15 protein-coding genes are annotated in these 18,184 nt (G+C 57.8%); 7 read left to right on the top strand and 8 right to left on the bottom strand.

What is annotated here, in order from left to right:
• The 3 genes from FNJ47_RS23005 to FNJ47_RS22995 all read right to left on the bottom strand — a co-directional run.
• Positions 1-430 (bottom strand): c-type cytochrome (locus FNJ47_RS23005; RefSeq protein ID WP_165445821.1); only part of this gene is annotated, 430 nt, incomplete at its 3' end.
• Between the two features lie 13 nt (positions 431-443).
• Positions 444-1,121, bottom strand: coding sequence for a c-type cytochrome (locus tag FNJ47_RS23000; RefSeq protein ID WP_430649410.1), 678 nt, complete (start codon positions 1,119-1,121; stop codon positions 444-446).
• A 491-nt stretch (positions 1,122-1,612) separates the two neighbouring features.
• A complete protein-coding gene (locus FNJ47_RS22995) occupies positions 1,613-2,473 on the bottom strand; it encodes an IclR family transcriptional regulator (RefSeq protein WP_163157174.1) in 861 nt (286 codons plus the stop codon).
• Positions 2,474-2,615: 142 nt separating this feature from the next.
• On the opposite strand from FNJ47_RS22995, the gene FNJ47_RS22990 reads away from it, so the two are divergent.
• Complete coding sequence (locus FNJ47_RS22990; RefSeq protein WP_163157172.1) at positions 2,616-4,823, top strand: cytochrome P450/oxidoreductase; 2,208 nt, start codon at positions 2,616-2,618, stop codon at positions 4,821-4,823.
• Between the two features lie 42 nt (positions 4,824-4,865).
• Entirely contained in the window at positions 4,866-6,119 is a 1,254-nt protein-coding gene (locus FNJ47_RS22985; RefSeq protein ID WP_163157170.1) for an ABC transporter substrate-binding protein, read from the top strand.
• A gap of 355 nt (positions 6,120-6,474) precedes the next feature.
• Here the strand turns inward: FNJ47_RS22985 and catA are convergent, their stop codons facing one another.
• The gene (catA, locus tag FNJ47_RS22980) at positions 6,475-7,404 is read right to left on the bottom strand and encodes a catechol 1,2-dioxygenase (RefSeq protein ID WP_163157167.1); all 930 of its coding nucleotides are present in this window, start codon (positions 7,402-7,404) and stop codon (positions 6,475-6,477) included.
• 724 nt (positions 7,405-8,128) lie between these two features.
• Here catA and FNJ47_RS22975 point away from each other — a divergent pair.
• On the top strand, positions 8,129-9,313 hold the full coding sequence (locus FNJ47_RS22975; protein ID WP_163157165.1) for an MFS transporter: 1,185 nt from the start codon (positions 8,129-8,131) through the stop codon (positions 9,311-9,313).
• A gap of 116 nt (positions 9,314-9,429) precedes the next feature.
• Here the strand turns inward: FNJ47_RS22975 and pdxR are convergent, their stop codons facing one another.
• A complete protein-coding gene (gene pdxR, locus FNJ47_RS22970) occupies positions 9,430-11,007 on the bottom strand; it encodes a MocR-like pyridoxine biosynthesis transcription factor PdxR (RefSeq protein WP_236000053.1) in 1,578 nt (525 codons plus the stop codon).
• Positions 11,008-11,326: 319 nt separating this feature from the next.
• On the opposite strand from pdxR, the gene FNJ47_RS22965 reads away from it, so the two are divergent.
• The 4 genes from FNJ47_RS22965 to FNJ47_RS22950 all read left to right on the top strand — a co-directional run bounded on the left by FNJ47_RS22965 (position 11,327) and on the right by FNJ47_RS22950 (position 14,983).
• Complete coding sequence (locus tag FNJ47_RS22965) at positions 11,327-11,698, top strand: hypothetical protein (protein WP_163157163.1); 372 nt, start codon at positions 11,327-11,329, stop codon at positions 11,696-11,698.
• An 18-nt stretch (positions 11,699-11,716) separates the two neighbouring features.
• The gene (locus FNJ47_RS22960) at positions 11,717-12,982 is read left to right on the top strand and encodes a threonine/serine exporter family protein (protein WP_163157161.1); all 1,266 of its coding nucleotides are present in this window, start codon (positions 11,717-11,719) and stop codon (positions 12,980-12,982) included.
• 123 nt (positions 12,983-13,105) lie between these two features.
• On the top strand, positions 13,106-13,612 hold the full coding sequence (locus tag FNJ47_RS22955) for a GNAT family N-acetyltransferase (protein ID WP_163157159.1): 507 nt from the start codon (positions 13,106-13,108) through the stop codon (positions 13,610-13,612).
• Between the two features lie 372 nt (positions 13,613-13,984).
• Positions 13,985-14,983 (top strand): SphA family protein, encoded by a 999-nt coding sequence (locus tag FNJ47_RS22950; protein ID WP_163157158.1) that lies wholly within the window; start codon positions 13,985-13,987, stop codon positions 14,981-14,983.
• Positions 14,984-15,221: 238 nt separating this feature from the next.
• Here the strand turns inward: FNJ47_RS22950 and FNJ47_RS22945 are convergent, their stop codons facing one another.
• From FNJ47_RS22945 to FNJ47_RS22935, 3 genes are all read right to left on the bottom strand, one after another.
• Positions 15,222-16,205, bottom strand: coding sequence for a glutathione S-transferase family protein (locus FNJ47_RS22945; protein ID WP_163157156.1), 984 nt, complete (start codon positions 16,203-16,205; stop codon positions 15,222-15,224).
• Positions 16,206-16,430: 225 nt separating this feature from the next.
• Positions 16,431-16,706, bottom strand: coding sequence for an OsmC family protein (locus tag FNJ47_RS51490; RefSeq protein WP_236000055.1), 276 nt, complete (start codon positions 16,704-16,706; stop codon positions 16,431-16,433).
• A gap of 285 nt (positions 16,707-16,991) precedes the next feature.
• Positions 16,992-18,026: a glutathione S-transferase family protein gene (locus FNJ47_RS22935; protein ID WP_163157154.1), complete on the bottom strand. Its 1,035-nt coding sequence runs from the start codon at positions 18,024-18,026 to the stop codon at positions 16,992-16,994.
• Between the last annotated feature and the right edge of the window lie 158 nt (positions 18,027-18,184).

Below are 18,184 nucleotides of genomic sequence, written 5' to 3'. Positions count from 1 at the left end.
GCTTGTTGAGCTGCTTGACCGGAGTGACCGTGCGCAAATAGGCGTAGATCGCGTCGCTGTCCTCGCGCGTCACCTTCGAGTAGGAGGCGAACGGCATCGCCGGATAGACCAGGCCGCCATCGGGGAAACGGCCATTGTGCATCATCTGATAGAACTGATCCGACGTCCACGTGCCGATCCCGGTCTGCGGATCGGGCGTGATATTCGATGTGTAGAGCGTGCCGAACGGCGTCTTCATGGGAAGGCCGCCGGCGAAGGTCTTGCCTTCGCGCGCGGTGTGGCAGGCGATGCAATCGCCGGCGCGCGCGAGATATTCGCCCTTGGCGATCACGGCCGGATCGGCCGCCTTCTGCTGCGCCATGACCGTGACGGGCGACAGCGCCAGCACCAGCACCAGCCCGACAAGCAATCCCGTTGAGATTCGCGACATCGGCACGATCCCTTCAGTGCGGTTCGCTGCCGCATTCGAGCGGCATCGGGAGGCTACCTCGCGGCGCAAAGGATGGATCGGCCGGCGCCGGACGCGATGACAGGTAGGCGGCCACCGCCTTCACATCGTCCTCCGTCAGCAGGCTCGCAACCATTTGCATGCAATCGGGAGCCAGCGCGGTGCGCGTGCCGTAGCGCCACCCGCCGAGTTGGCCGCTAATATAGGCCGCGCGCAGGCCAAGCAGGCCGGGAATGCCGGGCTCCATGCCGCCCAATGCAGGACCATGACAGGCCGAACACGGCGGAATGCCGTGCTGGGGGTCGCCGTTCTTCACGATCGTTTCGCCGCGCGCCAGGACCTCCTTGCTCTCGACCGGCGGGACCGGCGGCGGAAATGCCGGCCGGAGCGAAGCGAAATACTCGGCGATCTTCTTCAGGTAATCGTCGGTCTGAAACTCCAGCAGGTAGTTCATCGGCGGATATTTCCGCCGTCCATCCCTGAACGCGATCAGCTGGTTGTAGAGGTAGCCGGCCGGCTTGCCGGCAAGACGCGGGAAATAGACGTCGCTGGTACCCTCGCCCTCGGCACCATGACAGGAGGCGCAGGCGAGGACGCGCGCGGCCATCGTATCCGGCGCTCTGTCGGACGATTGAGCTCGCGTGACTGTCAGTCCAACGAACAAATTCAACAGAACAAAACCAAACAACAGCGAAAGATTGCGCGGCGTCACCACCCACTCCCACGTCGGCCGGCCGCACGTTTCGCATGACTGAAATGCTGCAAGCAAGCGCTGCGGTAGTATGGAAATACATGAGATTGATCTGCGATCCAGGATGTGCCTTGCGATTCGTATTTGATGCGCACTTTGGACCGTGACATAGGTATGACGCGAGAAAGTAAGGCGTGCTCTCGACTGGAGTGGGTGACTACTCGATCGTCACGCGTCTCCAATGGGCACGTGACCCGGTGTGGATGCTGATCCGACGCGTGTTGCGGGCACGAAGGATCGATTGAAGCTCGGGGCCCCTCTCATCGTCGCCTATCCCAGTAATCCCGAGCGGACCTGGACTGCTCATGCCGAAGTGGTAGGCACCGTCAGTTTCGGCGATACCAACGATCGCGGCTGTCCTCACCACTCCAACCGAGCGAGCGGCCGAGACACGCGACTACGCCGACAATCGTCTATTCGCGAAATCCAAGGGCACGTGAGAGCGCCGTGCTGGTCGCAAGCAGCCTCTGTGCGAGACCGCCGGAGGGAGAGAGAGCAAGCTCTCCGCGCCATCCCAATACTGTTAGAGCGCAGACCAAAGCTCCATCATAGCCAAAGACTGGCGCACTGATCGCCGCAATTCGCGGAAGGAGATCGCCATCTATGGAGGCAAGGCGCTGTTCGCGCGTCGTCCGCTGAATTGTCTGGATAGCCTTTGCGGACATGCGATGATCATTTCCCCGCGCGGCAAGCTCCTTCTCCCAGTCGGCGACAGAGGACCATTTCGCTTCAGGCAGCCAACTCAGGAAGACGTGACCGGTCGCGGACGTAAGAAGAGGGAGAACTAGGCCGGCGCGGACTTCCACAGTCACTGGATGACTTCCTTCCACGTACCGGATGATGGTCGGACCGCGATTGCCCCACACGGCCACGAACACCGCTTCGCCAGTCTCGTCGCGAAAGGCGGTAATAGCTTGCGTGCTCTGCTCCACCGCATCGAGCCGGTTCAGCGCCGAGAGCCCAATCTGGAGCGCAAATGTGCCCAAGTCGTAGTGGCCGGCTGCATTCTGCGCAACCATCCCATTGCGCAACAAGCTGACGATATAATGATGCACCTTGCTTGATTGCTGCTCGACACAAGCAGCCAACTCACTGAGCGACAACGGCCGGTTCGCGCTTTCGAGCGCGCGCAGGATCGAGAACGCGATGTCAACCGACTGAACGCCTTTGCGGCCATCGTCCAACGCGTCGGATGCCGCGGCAGGACGGACGGCGGGTCTTGCACGAACCCGCCCGCTCATTCGCAGGTCACCTCCAACGTTGCCGCGCTTCATCGCGCCCCTCCAGAACTACCGTTCCCGAGCATCTTCTCGCCAATCCGCGCGAGCAACGCAACGCCGCAAGCCCTGCGGTTGACTAATTTATCAATGCTAAATACATTTATCTTTGATAACAGGCGGAGGCAAGAAGCACACCATGAACCTCGCATGCCCCCACGGCCGCGCCCTCGAAGAGGCGCCGACCTACGACGTCGATTTCTATGACGACGCCTTTATCCGCGCCCCCTGGCCCCACTACGCCGCCATGCGCGCACTCGGCCCGGTGGTTTGGCTGCCACGCCATCGCAACTTCGCCGTCACCCAGTATCGCGAGGTGAGGGAGATATTGCAGGATTGGCGAACCTACTCGTCCGCTCAGGGCGTCGCGGCGGACGACGCCGGTTGCGACTTCCTCAGAGGCAATACGCTAGCGTCCGACCCGCCGATCCATGACGAGATGCGGATTGCGATGAGCAAGCCGCTGTTGCCAGGTGCGCTAGCGCGTGTCCGCGAGCGGGTCGATGAAGCGGCCGTTGCATTGGTCAACGACCTCGTGGCGCGGCGCAATTTCGATGGGATCGCAGATTTTGCGCGATTTCTGCCGCTGACCATTGTGACGCAACTCGTCGGCCTCCCGGAGGATGGTCGCGGCAATATGCTCAAGTGGGCGGCGGCGTCTTTTGATATCCTTGGCGTCCAGAATGCGCGTGGACGTGAGGCGATCAACGCCGTCAAGGAAATGCGGCATTGGATTGCGACGCGGGCAACGCCGGAGCACCTCAAGGCCGACAGCTGGACCGCCCGCATCCACGAATTGGTGGAAGCAGGACAAATACCGGCCGAAATGGCTCCGCTTCTCGTGCGCGACTACATTAATCCCAGTCTCGACACCACGATCTCAGCCACGGGTCAGCTCATCTATCAGCTGGGTAAGAATCCCGATCAATGGCAATTGCTGCGCGAACGTCCCGAGCTGATACCTAACGCCGTCAATGAGGCAGTGCGACTTGGATCACCGATCCGTTCATTCTCAAGAACAGTCGTGCATGCGACCGCGCTTTCTGGGGTGCCCTTGGCAGCCGGCAGCCGAGTGATGGTGCTATTTGGCTCAGCGAATCGAGACGAGCGCAAATTCCCCAATCCTGACAAGTTCGACGTCACCCGCTCCGGGTTCGATCACGTTGGCTTCGGTCACGGAATTCATATGTGTGTGGGCATGCACCTCGCGCAGTTGGAGATGCAAGCGCTGCTCAAAGCCCTGATCTATCACGTTGACCGCATCGTGGTCGGTGAACCGACTATTGCGATAAACAACACGATCCACGCGTTTTCTACTCTTCGCGTCTCGATGTGGCCAATCGCGTCGCCACAAGCACCGGTACAACCGCACGCCTCGCAAGCGGCGGTGTCCGCTCCGACCGCCTGGATCGGCGTCTCGGTGGATCAAGTCACGCGACCAACACCCGATATTGTCGTTATCGACGTCATCGCGGAACACGGACAGCAGCTTCCGTCGTTCACAGCAGGAGCACATATCGACGTAGAGGCGGTGCCAGGCATAATTCGTCAGTATTCGCTGTGTGGCGACCCGGTCAACCGAGATCGCTACCGCATCGCCGTACGAAGGGACGCCAGTTCGCGCGGCGGCTCCAATGCGATCCATTCCCACGCACAGGTCGGTGCTCGTTTGAGAATTCGCCCACCGCGCAATTCTTTTCCTTTGAACGAGGAAGCTCGTTGTTTTCTTCTCTTCGCCGCGGGGATCGGGATTACACCGATCTTGTGCATGGCGTACCGTCTTGACGCGCTTGGCCGCGACTTCCTCCTGCACTATGCCGTCCGGAGACGCTATGACGCCGCCTTCATTTCCGAACTCCTTAGGTCGCCATTCGCGGACAAGGTCAGGCTACACGTCTCAGATGAGGGTTCGAGACTTGACATTCAACGAGTGCTCTCAGCACCTAAATCAGAGCAGCACGTCTATATCTGCGGCCCGCACCGCTTCATCGAGCCACTTGTGAATCATGCCTCACAGCTGGGATGGCTAGAGGAGCATGTCCACGTTGAGCGGTTCTCGCGCGAGGTTGTTGCTGCCGGAGAGCCGTTTACCATCATTGCAGAGCGCAGCGGCAAGCGTGTCGAGGTCGCCAGCGACAAGACAATCCTGGCCGCTCTGAAAGACGCCGGCATCGACGTGCAGTCCTCCTGCCAATCGGGCGTTTGCGGAACATGTCTAACAGACGTTCTACAGGGAATTCCCGAACACCGCGACTTGGTTCAGACGCCCGAGGAAAAAGCAAGCAACCTGAAAGTCGCTGTCTGCTGCTCTCGCGCGCGAAGCCGCATACTCGTTTTGGACATCTGACATAGAGATTTGCGATCAATAAATGAGGGAAGGAAGCCAAACATGAATGTTACGTATGGCGGGACCCTCCCTGCGCGAAGCCTAGGATCGCACAGGCTTCGTAGCCTGCTCTGGGGCCTTGTGGCATTTGGTGCAGCCGGCTTGCTCTTTTCTGCTCCCGCTGTCAGGGCCGAAGACACGCTCAAGATCGGGGTTTTGACCGATGAGAGCGGCCCCTACGCAGACGCATCGGGCGCGGGCGCCATACTTGCCGCCGAAATGGCGGCCGAGGATTTTGGCACCCGCGCCAACGGGCGTAAAATTGAAGTTGTTCATGCCGACACGCAGAACAAGCCTGATGTGGCACTCGCGATCGCGCGGCGATGGTTCGACCGCGACAACGTCAGCGCGGTTGTCGATCTTCCAGTAACACCTGTTGCCTATGCGGTTCAACAGCTGGCGAAGCAGAGCAATCGCACCGTCATGATTACCGCTTCGGCAGCCTCAGAATTTACATCCAAGAACTGCTCTCTCGTCAGCACTCACTGGGCCGACGATACGCACGCGCTCGCGGCTGGGACAGCGAAGCGGCTCATGGCAGACGGACCGGCCGACTGGTTCTTCATCACCGTGGACATCAGCTTCGGCGCCGCCTTGCAGCGGGACGCAACGCAAGTCATCGAACGCGCAGGCGGCAAGGTACTAGGGTCGACAAAACATCCACCGAATAATCCGGATTTCGCGTCTCAATTGCTCCAAGCGCAGGCATCGGGAGCCCGTTATATCGGGCTTGCAAGCGTTGGCGGCGATCTCGTCAACCTACTGAAACAGGCAAAGGAGTTCGGGATTGGTCAGGACGGCAAGCAGTCCCTCATCGCGTTTCTTGTCTATATCACCGACATTCACTCGCTCGGATTGCAGGTCTCTCAGGGTCTCACAGTCACGAGTGGATTTTACTGGGATCAGAGTGAGGCCGCACGTACATTCGCAAAGCGCTTCTTCGCCAAACGTCAGGCGATGCCAACGAAAGATCAGGCCGAGATCTATGCCGCCGTGACCCACTATCTTAAGGCGGTGGATGCCGCAAAAACAGACGAGGCTTCCGCCGTTAATCGCCAAATGCGCGAGATGCCGCTGGACTACTTCGGCACGCCAGCATCTCTTCGAGGCGACGGGCGCCTGCTTTATGACCTGGGTCTATACCGCGTTAAATCTCCTTCCGCGAGCAAGTCTCCATGGGACTACTATGAACGTATCGGAACGATATCACGAACCGACGCTTTCCTCGACGCAGCCCCGGGCTGTACTGAACAATGATGCTTGATCCCTGCAGCCCTTGTGTCCGGTGTTCGATGCCAAGCCGGCAATGCGGCAGTTACGCCGTCGATTTGCGTGTGTGTGAGATATCTTCCGACTCAACGGCATATCCCAATCTAGACGACCAGTTTGTCATTCGGCCTTATAGTTGCGGTTTGTAAGTCAAGTCCACGTCGCATGCAACGACCGCCACTGTGATCGCAGCCGCCCTGGCGCAAACTTGGCGGGGCGACGCATCACCACTCGCGTACCGATCCCCTCTCCGTGCTCCGCGTCAACACTTCGACTGCGGATAGGCCGCGAGAGGCGTAACAAAATGGCAACGCCTCTCCGGCCTGTCTCCTAGGCGATAATGTTAGGCCGCCTCGACACGCGTTCTGTGCACCTCGGCTGGAGGAAGATTGGATGCCTCTCGGTTCATGGTGAAATCAAAGGTAATTTCAGCGCACGACGCGTTCAGTCCCCGGGCGTGGATCTTCGCAGGATCGGAGATGCGTCGGACCGCCGGAATGAGACCATCTCGCGTCGCAAACGCAAAGTCGTCATGGAGGTATTCATCTCCATCGATGTTGATCTGAGTCGTCAGCTTCCGAAAACCAGGAGCAGATACGAAGAAGTGGATGTGCGCAGGCCGTTGGCCATGGCGCCCCAAGCGATCAAGAAGCTGCTGGGTCGGTCCGCCGGGCGGGCACCCATATCCCTTGGGAAGAATCGATCGGAACTCGTATCGGCCGTCAGCACCGGCTTCGATCCTTCGGCGAAGATTATACTTTGACTGAGACGGATCAAAGAACGAGTAGCTGCCCAAGGTATTCGCATGCCACACATCCACGATGGCCCCTTCAATAGGCTCGCCGTGGACGTCGAGAACTCGACCATCCATGAACAGGACCTCTCCCTGTTCGGTGCCATCATCGAGCCGGGCTTCGGTCTTGAAAAGCGGCGCCCCGGCAACATACAAAGGGCCCTCGATTGTTCGCGGCGTGCCGTTCTCAAGGCCAGCTTTCCGCTCCGCCTCATCCATCCGCATATCCAGAAATGCTTCAAGACCAAGGCCGGCGATCACAAGGCCAACCTCGTTCGCTTGACCGAGCGAGGTCACATAACTCGCAGCAGACCAGAGCTCGTCCGGCTGGATATCGAAGTCTTCGATTGTTTGAAATAGGTCGGACAATAGGCGGCCGACAATCCGCTTGAAGCGAACATCACCATTGTTGTGATCTAGACCAGCACTTTTTTTCAAAAGCTCGCGGACATTGGCCGTGGCCAATAGGTTATCGGACATCGTTCCTCCTTGGAGTCTCACATTATGAATGATCGAGCTCCCGACAGAAGCGTTTGTCTCCCTGGTATCCTTTTAGAGGCAGCCCTTCTGTGGGAGCCGATCCGCAACCATGAACCGGTTGGCATGAAAGTGAAGGTATCAGGTCATACCCATGCGATCATCGATCGCAGCGGTGCAGGCTGTAAATAACCGCACGATACCACGATCATGCACGCGGATAATTGGATCGTGGTCCTACAGTGATCCGAGGTTTTCCATCTCCAAATTATCATACCCAAGACGATCCCCGTCCATGGCGCGACGTGTTTGGGGATGTGATCGGCGATCGATCCTCAGTCATTGATCCACCCAATACGTGAGCCACAATTCATGCCTGTGATGCGGGACACCTACGCTCCTGGGAGACTCTACTCGTCATAGGCGTACTCGAGCTTGCAGGATCGTTCCGTCCTTTGTCACGGTTTGTCAGTCTAGCCTGCTTGAAAGGTGGCAGGCACCTGACATGCGTCGAGGGCCGCAGCGGGCCGAACCGACCATGATGGTACACTCAGAAAGACAGGTCTCAGTTCTACCGAGCGGCTTGGAGCGCTCTACGTTCAGATATGACGACTCCAACCCCGAGGCATTGTTCAATTGGACAATACTATCTCGCATTCCAAGGTGCGCGCGTGCGGGTCGCACTTCCTGGTCATCGCGCCGAAACTGAGATTTCCGAGAACGACACATGACAACAACGAATGAAGCTCACCTTGGCCGACAGTACCTGCTCGTAATCGGCATACTTACTCTGGCGGCTTCACTACGTGCGCCATTCACCCTCATCGGACCACTTCTTGACGATATTCAGCAGTCATTACAACTCAGCACCGTGCAGGCGGGCGCCCTTACGACAATTCCGCTGTTGATGTTTGCCTTCGTGTCTCCCGCTGCGGCGGCCCTTTCCGCTCGTGTCGGCCTCGAGAAAGCAGCTCTGATCTCGTTGTCCACGATCTTAGTCGGAATTGCGCTGCGGCTAACCGGGCAATCGGCTTCCCTGTACTTCGGTACGGCAGCGATCGGAGCGGGCATTGCTGTTGGTAACGTGATTCTTCCCGGATTTCTCAAGAGGAGTTTTCCGGACCGCATTCCTCAGATGACCACGGTCTACGTTCTTACGATGACGGTGAGCGCAGCCGTGGCTTCTGCTCTTGCCATTCCATTAGCTGTTGCGAGCGGGTGGGGATGGCGCTTTAGTCTGGGAATTGTTGCCGTACTTCCCGTACTGAGCCTCGTTGTGTGGCTCTTCCAGACCTCGTCAGCGCGACGCGCCCAAGGCTCCCTGCTGCCCGCAACAGGTCCTTCGGCGATCTGGAGAAATTTGCTTGCCTGGCAAGTAACGGCCTATTTGGGACTGACCGTTCTGACGTTCTACGTCGCCGTCGCCTGGCTGCCTGCGATCCTGGCAATGTCAGGTTTCTCCGCTACGGCTTCGGGTAACATTCATGGCTTGATGCATCTGTCCGGCGCAGCCGCTGGGTTGTTGATCATGCCCTTGATTAGCCGATTCAGCGATCAGCGCCTCCTGGCATTCCTCTGCCCATTGATCGGTGGATTTTCACTCGCCGGTCTAATTGTCGCACCGAATTTCGCGGTCATTTGGATCGCGACGTTTGGATTTGTCATGGGAGCCGCCCTGATACTCAGCCTTGCGTTCATTAGCTTACGTTCGTCCGATGCCAAGCAAGCAGCGACACTTTCGGGACTGGCGCAGTGCGTGGGATATCTGCTGGCGGCTGCGGGTCCACCGTTCGCTGGATTCATTCACGACCTTACCAACGGATGGACGTTGGTGCTCTGGGCTTGTGTCAGCTTGACCATCATCCAGGGTTTCGTCGGCCTATTCGTCGGATCGAGGAGACAGATAGACTAAGAAGCACATGCGTCACAGACCGCTGTGCGTTTTCTAATCAGGCTCGATCAGATCCTGTATCTTTCGAACTGCTCGGCAGGTCGCCATCGACATTGATCGCAGCCGCTCACATGTAGTCAACTTCTCCGGGGCTTACGGTGTTCCGCCTTGCGCCGCACCCCGCGGAAGCCGATGCTCCTCGTACGCCCGAAGGCGTCCGCCACAACTTCCAGCAGGATTCTGCTCACGGCTTTGGCCTGCCCCTTTTTTATGTTGGCTATTCCCAGCACAAATCCAGGATTGGCTTTCCGCTTGTTCGTCCACCAGATAGACAGTGGCATCGGCGCGATCCCCCTGGCGAGCGCCTTCTTTGAAAGAGCCAGATCGTCGGTTCCTTTGGGAAGGTGGAGTAATAAAGCGAGGCCGCCCATCGCGTCAGAGACGAGCTCTTCCGGGAGGCATGCACGGAGCGCGTCGCGACGCTCCCGATAGAGGCTCTTCATATGCCGAAGGTGTCGAAGATAGTGCCCGTCTGCTAGAACTCGTGCAAGGGCGAGTTGGGTTGTTGAATTTGGTGCCGGCTGAAGACAAGCCGCGACTTCTCCAAAGCGCTCCGCTAACGACAATGGCGCGACCAAGAACCCAAGCCCCAGCGTCGGACTCAACGTTTTGCTGAAACTACCAATGTGGACTACTCTACCGTCAGGGTCGCCGGCGGCCAGCGCTGGAGCGGCCCTCCCGCCGAGTTGCAGCTCGCTCAGATAATCATCTTCGATGATCCAAGCTCCGGATCGCTCTGCCCACCGAAGAAGAGCGTCACGCCGATCTTGCGAAAGCACAACGCCAGTGGGCGCTTGCTGTCCTGGCGTTACGATCGCCATCGCGGCATTAGGCGCCCGTCGGACACCTAGTTCGACGACAATTCCTTGATCGTCCACTGGCACGTCCACCGGCATTACATCATCCAGTTGAAGGCCCATTCGAGTAATCGGGTAGCCGGGCTCCTCCAGCCAGGCCGACTTTCCGTACACTTTCAACGTTCGCATTGCGAGGGCGAGGCCGTTACGATATCCACCAGTAATGATTATCTGGTCAGGTACGCAACGAATTCCACGTGCAATTGCAACGTAACTAGCAATCTGCGCGCGCAATTCAGGATTTCCGCGGGGGTCGTGGAGACCGACCGGCGCCATCGCGTCGTCCCGCACGGCCCGCGCTCTAATTCTCGCCCACAGCTTGGCGGGGAACGCGTCTTGTGCCGGAACGCCCATCTGAAAGGGGAGCGGATTTCGATAGTAGCTCGGCGCAAGTCCATCTAGCGGTGGCCTGATATTAGTTTTAATAGGTTCAGTCGGCCGAACAAATTCGGCAGCCACGCGTGTTCCCGAAGCGCTCGACGCCACGACGAGGCTCTCGTCGGCCAATCTCTCATACGCTGCCTTGACCGTACCGCGCGCTACTCCGAGTTGGGCGGCCATGTCTAACCAAGACGGAAGCCGAGCTCCGGGCTTGAGTCTGCCTTCGACGATTGCGGTTCGCAGTATTCCGGATATTTGTTCGACCAGGGGCATCGACCTGGATCGATCGACTTCCAGTTCGAACCTTGGATTTCTCGTTGGTACAGCCATTTCCACATTCCTTGGGTCTAGGGCTTTGTAGCGCACACTCGTATAAAGCGGGTTATGGTCAGACTGGGCAGTCATGTCGAGCGTCAAGCTGGCGCCTCGGAACGGCGCTGCCAGTCTAGACCCACAGCGCACGCCAAAGCGTTGGTTCGATCTCTGTGTCGACTTGCTGATGGCCGGTGGCATTATCCTCAACGAGCCCATCCACTCGACGCACGCGCTGCTACCAATCGGGTAGCTATACTCATCAGACGTCCTTTGTCGCGGCGACCAGGGATCGAGGATTGGGGACGATGTACACTAGTGGCCGCAATTCCTCTGCAAGTGCCGCAATCGCGCTGGCGCTGTTGCACCTTCAATCCGCTACACCGTCACAATTTCGAATACCCAGAACCGACGGAGACTAATGATGACGCCGAAGCACGTCGTCAGCGTACGCGCGTTCGCGCGGCGACGACGGATCGTCGCATCCGCAATCGCGTACGGACTTTCGTTGGCTGTCCGTTTCACCCCTGCGACCGGCGAAGAAGTGAAAATTCAGCCGCAATTCCTGCAAAGAGCGCATCCGGCGATATCCAATCTAACGGACAACGGCACTGCGCTTGCCTCCGCCGAAGTGGGTCGTTCGAATGCTGCTGAATCGTCTTTCTTTCATCATCTTTGGCCGCCGCGGGTCTCATCTAGGTCGGGGTGGCCCTTCCCCCTGGGATCCGGCGATTTCACTTTTCTATCGCGTGGTCGTGCGACGATGTTTGTCGATGATGGCTGGATAGACCGGTAACAAAGAAAGCGAGCGACGATGACTGCCGCCGTTCAACCATCTCCGCTTGAGTCCGATCCTGCTGCGCGCGAGACCGCTTTGGGCGTAGTTGCGCTGGCCGCGACGCTGCTGTTTGCTCATGGCCAAACCACGGAGCGGACCGTAGTTGCCGCAGAACGCCTCGGCAGCGCTCTGGGCCTGCCGGCGAGGGTGCTACCGGATTGGGACAAACTCACCGTTGAACTCGAAGGCACGTCCTTGTCACGGATCGTGGCCACAAAGCCACTGGGCGTCGATATGAACCGGGTGCTGGCTATCACAACGGTTGTAGACCGGTTGTGCGACGGAATGCTGTCCATTGAAGAGGCAAGGGCCGCACTGTTGTTGGCCGGAAGCTTGCCGCCAATATCTACACTACAGTTTGCTTTATTCGCAGCCATTGGAGCGGCATCGCTCGGGGTTATCTTCGGCGCACTCGACAGCACCAGCCTGGTCCTGATTGGGACGAGTGCCGCCCTCGGCGCGCTGGTGCGCCGTCGGTTGTCGATCTTCAGCAATCCGTTCGTTCAGCCGCTTTGTGCAGCCCTCATCGCCAGCATCATAGCGGCCATCTCCACTGTCAGCCTGCGTGAGCCGATCGCCACCGCCCTTGTTGCCTTCTGTCCCTCCATGGTGCTGGTACCTGGTCCGCATCTTCTTAACGGTGCGATCGATCTGGTGCGCACTCGGACTGCACTTGGCATCGCACGCCTGACATACGCCGGCACAATCGTGCTCATGATCTGCTTTGGCCTGCTATTGGGCTTCACGGTTAGCGGCCCTATCCAAGCGGCAAGGCCATCCCTCCCCGTGCCCCTCTTGGCGGACGTAGTTGCAGCAGGATGTGCCGTCGCGTCCTTCGGCACTTTGTTCTCGATGCCTTGGCGCATGCTTCCCTTACCCGTTGCAGCGGGCATGATCGGACATGCGGCACGCTGGTCTCTAATCTCCCTCGCGGGCGCGAATGTCGCGACCGGAGCGCTCGTCGCCTGCGTTCTGGTCAGCGTCATTGTCACACCAGTCGTTGACCGCTTTCATCTTCCCTTTGCTGCGCTCGGCTTTTCAGCCGTTGTTTCGATGATACCAGGCTTCTTCTTATTTGAAGCAGCGAGGGCCCTCGTCGAACTTGTTTCGCTCGGGCCGCACGCGCCGACAGTTCTGCTAACCAACATCGCCGCAAATGGCGCCACGGCATTTCTAGTCATACTGGCGATGACCTTCGGGTTGATCCTCCCACGCATAATACTTGAAGACCGTTCGCAATAAGAGAAGCGTGGCCCAAGGCGTCCCCGTCAATCTCGATGGTTTGTTCGGCACCAATGCGCTGAGGCTGTCCGCCAAGTACTTTAAATCAGATCGCAATGGCAGCATGAGAGGATGATGAGAAGCATGACCAATCTTGGTGACAAGCCTGCAGCAGCAGCTATCGAAATCCGGCCGATGGAACAGGCTGATCTGCCAGAACTACTCCGTCTGATGCATGCAATCGTCGCTTACGAGCGAGGAAGCAACTTCAATTTGGACGAACAGGAGCTCATGCGGCGCGGCTTTGGTAACCGACCGGAGTTCGGAGCCTTCGTCGCAGATGGCGGCGATCGTCGCTTGACGGGGATGGCAGTTCACTACGAAATCCCCTTCATGCATTCGCTTCAGCCGCTTCTCATGATGAAATGGCTATTTGTAGATCCAGAGTACCGCGGAACGGGTATAGGCAAGCTCCTTTTTCAGCGCATGGCTGTGCACGCCAAGTCGATCGGTCACGACAAGTTCTGTTGGTTCGTCCTCAAAGACAACGCCAACGCTCAAGCGTTCTACCGTAGCGTTGGTGCGACTCCCGATCCTGAGTGGGATCGATGGATGATTTCAGCTCCTGCTTTGACTGAACTGACGCGCTAGGTCTAAGTGCGCTCGATGGAGCTTTCATAGACAAGACATCCGCGCCCAAGCGAGATCATCAGTCCAGAATAAATTCTTCTCGGACACGCCAAGTTATGAAGATCCCGCTCACGTTCGACATGCGATCTCTGAGAAGCGGGCGCGGCAACTAAAACTGATCGACCGTGATCTCTGAGAGATATGCTTTGATATCCATGTAACGGCCGGACAACATCGAGAACATTACTTTGACGCACCGACGTTTTTGCATTGTCTCGCCGACGCTTTTCATTTGTCCTGCTGCCTCTAGCGCACGCCAGCATTTTCTGTGTGGTGCGGCAACCGAAGTGATCGGCAAGAGCATGCCGGCCACTGACGATTTGGAGGGGGCGAATGAGCTTAAAGACGATACTGCGTGCCGCCACACTATTGGCTGCAGGCGCCACGTTCACGAATGCGCATGCGTACGAGTTTGGTTTTCCTGGCTTCGCGCAGCCACCTGGCCTCACGATCGGAGCAAGCGCCGGTGCTCCACCGCCGGGCATCTATTCGTTCAACCAGGTTTTCACCATCCAAGGCAATTTGACAGGTCCCGGAAACACGTTACTCAACCCAACCGGTACGAAAACCGGCGTACAGGCCGCCATCGAGGCAAACGGCTTTCTGTTTGTGCCCGGCTGGACCTTTCTTGGCGGAACCTACGATGCTGTGCTTGTACAGCCGTTCATCATGGACAGCGTAGGCAGCCCGGTGAACGCGCAGGCCGCGGGCATGCACAACACCTACATCGTACCGGTGGAGCTCAGTTGGAAGCTGGGCGACAGCGGTTTCTTCGTCAAATCGGGCCTCGGAATGTATGTTCCCGACGGAACTAAGACTGGCATAAATGGACTCGGCAACGTCGGCAATCCATGGTGGACGTTTCAGCCTGAGTTGATCGTTTCCTACCTGAAGGACGGCTGGAATCTTACTGCTTTCCTCTACGACGAGCTCAACACCAGGAGCACAGTCACGAGCTACCAAAGCGGCGACGTCTTCCACGCCGAGTTTACCGCCGCCAAGACGATCGGCAATTGGACGGTTGGGCCGGTCGCCTACTATGTTGGCCAGGTCACCGACGACAAGTCCAGTGCGTTCTACAATGGCGCCGTTAACGTCAATCGATATAACAAGTGGGCGGTAGGAGGCATGGTCGGCTACAACTTCGGGCCAGCAGCACTGACGGTCTGGGCCTTTGAAGACGTATCTGCGAATGCTTCGCGCGGCACGCCTCTCGCCGGCATTGATTCTGCAACCGTGTCAAAGGGCGCGAGCGTGTTTGCGAATTTGAGCTTCCGGCTCTGGGGGCCAGATGCCCCCTCAACTCCAACCCAGCCCAAATTCCACAAGTGAGCAGTGATTTGAAGGAAGCGCCCGCGTAGCGCCGACCGAGTGCAAAACAAGAGGATTGCAAAAATCGGTGCCAGCGTCGCCAAGCAGGCAGTCCACTAGCAATTGTCGTCGAGTGTGTCTTCTCCCTGAACTGCCCGCCTTGGCTCTTCATCGAGCGTGGCGGGCATTTTTTTGAGTCCTGCACGCTCAAGGGACGTTGGGGGCGTGCGCCTGGCAGCGCTCGCGGCGCACCAACACACTAGCCCAAAAGTCGTGCGCGCTTGTGCGCTGCGCCAAAATCACGAAGAGGGCCCGCGGGGACGATACCCGCTGGGTTGATGGAGCGGTGGCTCTGGTAGTAGTGGCGCTTGATGTGCTCGAAGTTCACGGTCGATGCGATTCCGGGCCACTGGTAGACATCGCGGGTGTAGCCCGAAAGGTTGGGGTAGTCGGCAATAGCTCTAATATTGCACTTGAAGTGGCCAAAATAAGCGATGTCGAACCTGATTAGCGTCGTGAAGAGCCGGATGTCAGCTTCGGTCAAACGATTGCCGAAAAGGAACCGGCTGTCCGCAAGGCGCTCTTCGAGCCAATCCAATGTCTCAAACAGCGGAACAATGGCTTCGTCGTAGGCGGTCTGTGTGGTCGCGAATCCGGCCTTGTAGACACCGTTGTTAAGTGTGTCATAGATTCTGGCATTCACAGTATCGATTTGCGATCGAAGCTCAAGCGGATAGAAATCATCCGGCCTGGCACCGAGGTGATCGAACGCAGAATTCATCATCCGAACGATCTCGGACGACTCATTGCTAACGATAGTGCCCTGTTCGATGTCCCACAGCACTGGAACGGTAGCCCGACCGGTGTACTGGCTGTTAGCGATCGTGTAGACCTGATGTAGAAACGCTGCCCCGTTGACATGATCGGCTATCACTCCCGGGCCTGTCGCGAAACTCCAGCCTTGCTCAGCCATTAGCCAATTTACGACGGATACGGAGATCTTGCCTTCAAGACCCTTGAGCGCCCTCATGATCAGTGTTCGATGAGCCCACGGACAAGCAAGACTGACGTATAGGTGGTATCGATCCGCCCCGGCCTTAAAGCCGCCAACACCGCTTGGCCCAGGCTTACCGTCTGCGGTAATCCAGTTCCGGAATGCTGCGTCCTGCCGCACGAATGAGCCGCCGGTTGCGCTGGTGTCATACCAGGTGTCACGCCATTCACCTTCAACCAACAGTCCCATACTGTCCTCCGAGCATGATCAGCTCGCGTCGCTACGTGTTCAGGGGACTCTCGACGGCATCGGCCGCGAGATCTCAGCGATTGCGAAAGAACTCTTACGATCGATCTTTTCTCGATTGCTGATCTGCAAATCGACAAAGAGTATCGATGATCCGAATAGTCGGCGTTCCTCGCCCAAGTCGTGCGTCCTAATCAGACCGACGCACGCAGTAACGGCTCGATGCCTCTACGTCAACCACACCGTGTTCTCGCATCCCTTGCGGAGCATCTTCGCGTACGGACATACCCGCTCGGTTTCTCTGATCAACTCCTGAGCGATCGTGCGATCAACCCCGGGTAGGGTGACCTCCGTATCGACCTTGAGCAGAAACAATCCGTCTGAGGGGTCTCTACCGAACGTTACGCTCACTTGGACGGAGGACTCCCGGATCGAAATCTTGCCCTTCGAAGCGATCAGATTGAGCGCACCATGAAAGCAAGCAGCAAAACCGGCCGCAAGCAGCTGCTCGGGGTTTGTTCCACCCCCGGGACCGCCCAGCTCCGGGGAAGGCGAAGATCAACGCATAACGCGCCATCATCGGACCGGGCGATGCCCGAAGCGCGTCCGTGACGCGCCTCACCACCGGTCAAAGTAACCCTGGCTGTATAGAGTGGATAGGCGTTTTCACCAGTGTATTTATCGAGAAGGCTGATCGGTGGTGCCTGAATCGTGCCCATGTCACTCACGTCCATCGTTAAGGAAGGTTCTGATCACGAAGCCGGCTTTTGGCAGAACTGATAACGCCCTCTACCGCTTCTGGAAGCGTTCGATGCGCTCGCCAGGGGGATGGCCAGGCCAGTTAATCACCCCATTTTGAAGCGCCGGCGCCGCAAACAGGCGTTCACTATATCCGGCCACTCTCGAGCAGTCCTTCCACATCCAATTGTAGCCAAGATAAAGAAGACGAAAGAGACTTACGCCCCAAAAGATATCGGCCAGAGTAAAACGATCGGGGATCAACCACTCACCTGCGCTATCGGCCAACCTTCGATCCAACTCCACGATAGTGCTGTAGGTTGACTCGATGATGGCCCGCATGTTCGCCGGCTTCGCAATGAATTCACGCCCTGCTTCTTCCTTAATTATCTTCTGCCCGTAAGCTTCACGAAGATTGGAGTCCGCTGGTAACTGCGCCAGGCGCTTGCGGACCAGCTCGATCTTCTTACTATGAGCGTCCTGCATTCCAACGCGGATCATCTCAGGCCGATCATCGCCATCCGGGTTCGCGCCATAGAATAACCCGGCATGTGGTATTGCGTCGACGATTGCGATTTCGTTCCAAGTCCTGTTTTGCCACTGTAACGGAACCAATGCCCCTTCACTCAAGATATCGAGATAGGCTGCAATTACTCGAGAATCGGCGACCACTTCTCCTTTCTTGTGATCGACGAGTGTCGGTACCGCTAACGGATCAAATCCCTCATTCTCAACACTCGAGCTTCCAGAATAGCCCTTCACGAATGGACGGCTGCGCGCGATGGCCGACGCCATGCGGAGCTTCACGTACTCCGCCGAATAGTTCTCGCTCAACGGAGGCATAATGACCAATTCGCTGCTGGCAAATGGAGCTCCAATTTGGAACAGCGCCGCGCGAATTTTCTGAGAGCAAATTGACATCGTGAAATGAAACAGCTCGAGCCGTGGCGTCGGTGACTTACCGTCCCACGGCTTCGGATGTACGTTGCCGCTCGAAACAATAGACCTTCGCTCCGGGTCTCCGATTGCGAGACTCCGCGCATGCGCGGCCAACGTATCAATAGATGGTCGGACGTCGATGGTCATATCATTTCCTGGAATGTTCGAGTGCAGCGCTCACACATCTACCGCCGGTAGATTAAGGACGGGCCGCCGCACTTGAAGCCACGCATTCTAGGACCAAGCGTCCAAGATATCGGACGATCCTTCACGAAGACGAAGGCCATCGCGCACCATCGTCCTAG

It is taken from the genome of Bradyrhizobium uaiense, from assembly GCF_010811875.1.
Taxonomy (GTDB): Bacteria; Pseudomonadota; Alphaproteobacteria; order Rhizobiales; family Xanthobacteraceae; genus Bradyrhizobium; species Bradyrhizobium uaiense.
The sequence above is the reverse complement of the archived record's forward strand: the minus strand, read 5'-3'. Positions and strand labels throughout refer to the sequence as shown.

What these genes read in the sequence shown, in the direction of transcription:
- FNJ47_RS22995 (WP_163157174.1), bottom strand. Translation starts at nt 2,473, where the DNA reads ATGAAGCGCGGCAACGTTGGAGGTGACCTGCGAATGAGCGGGCGGGTT.
- FNJ47_RS22990 (WP_163157172.1), top strand. Translation starts at nt 2,616, where the DNA reads ATGAACCTCGCATGCCCCCACGGCCGCGCCCTCGAAGAGGCGCCGACC.
- FNJ47_RS22985 (WP_163157170.1), top strand. Translation starts at nt 4,866, where the DNA reads ATGAATGTTACGTATGGCGGGACCCTCCCTGCGCGAAGCCTAGGATCG.
- catA (WP_163157167.1), bottom strand. Translation starts at nt 7,404, where the DNA reads ATGTCCGATAACCTATTGGCCACGGCCAATGTCCGCGAGCTTTTGAAA.
- FNJ47_RS22975 (WP_163157165.1), top strand. Translation starts at nt 8,129, where the DNA reads ATGACAACAACGAATGAAGCTCACCTTGGCCGACAGTACCTGCTCGTA.
- FNJ47_RS22965 (WP_163157163.1), top strand. Translation starts at nt 11,327, where the DNA reads ATGACGCCGAAGCACGTCGTCAGCGTACGCGCGTTCGCGCGGCGACGA.
- FNJ47_RS22960 (WP_163157161.1), top strand. Translation starts at nt 11,717, where the DNA reads ATGACTGCCGCCGTTCAACCATCTCCGCTTGAGTCCGATCCTGCTGCG.
- FNJ47_RS22955 (WP_163157159.1), top strand. Translation starts at nt 13,106, where the DNA reads ATGACCAATCTTGGTGACAAGCCTGCAGCAGCAGCTATCGAAATCCGG.
- FNJ47_RS22950 (WP_163157158.1), top strand. Translation starts at nt 13,985, where the DNA reads ATGAGCTTAAAGACGATACTGCGTGCCGCCACACTATTGGCTGCAGGC.
- FNJ47_RS22945 (WP_163157156.1), bottom strand. Translation starts at nt 16,205, where the DNA reads ATGGGACTGTTGGTTGAAGGTGAATGGCGTGACACCTGGTATGACACC.
- FNJ47_RS22935 (WP_163157154.1), bottom strand. Translation starts at nt 18,026, where the DNA reads ATGACCATCGACGTCCGACCATCTATTGATACGTTGGCCGCGCATGCG.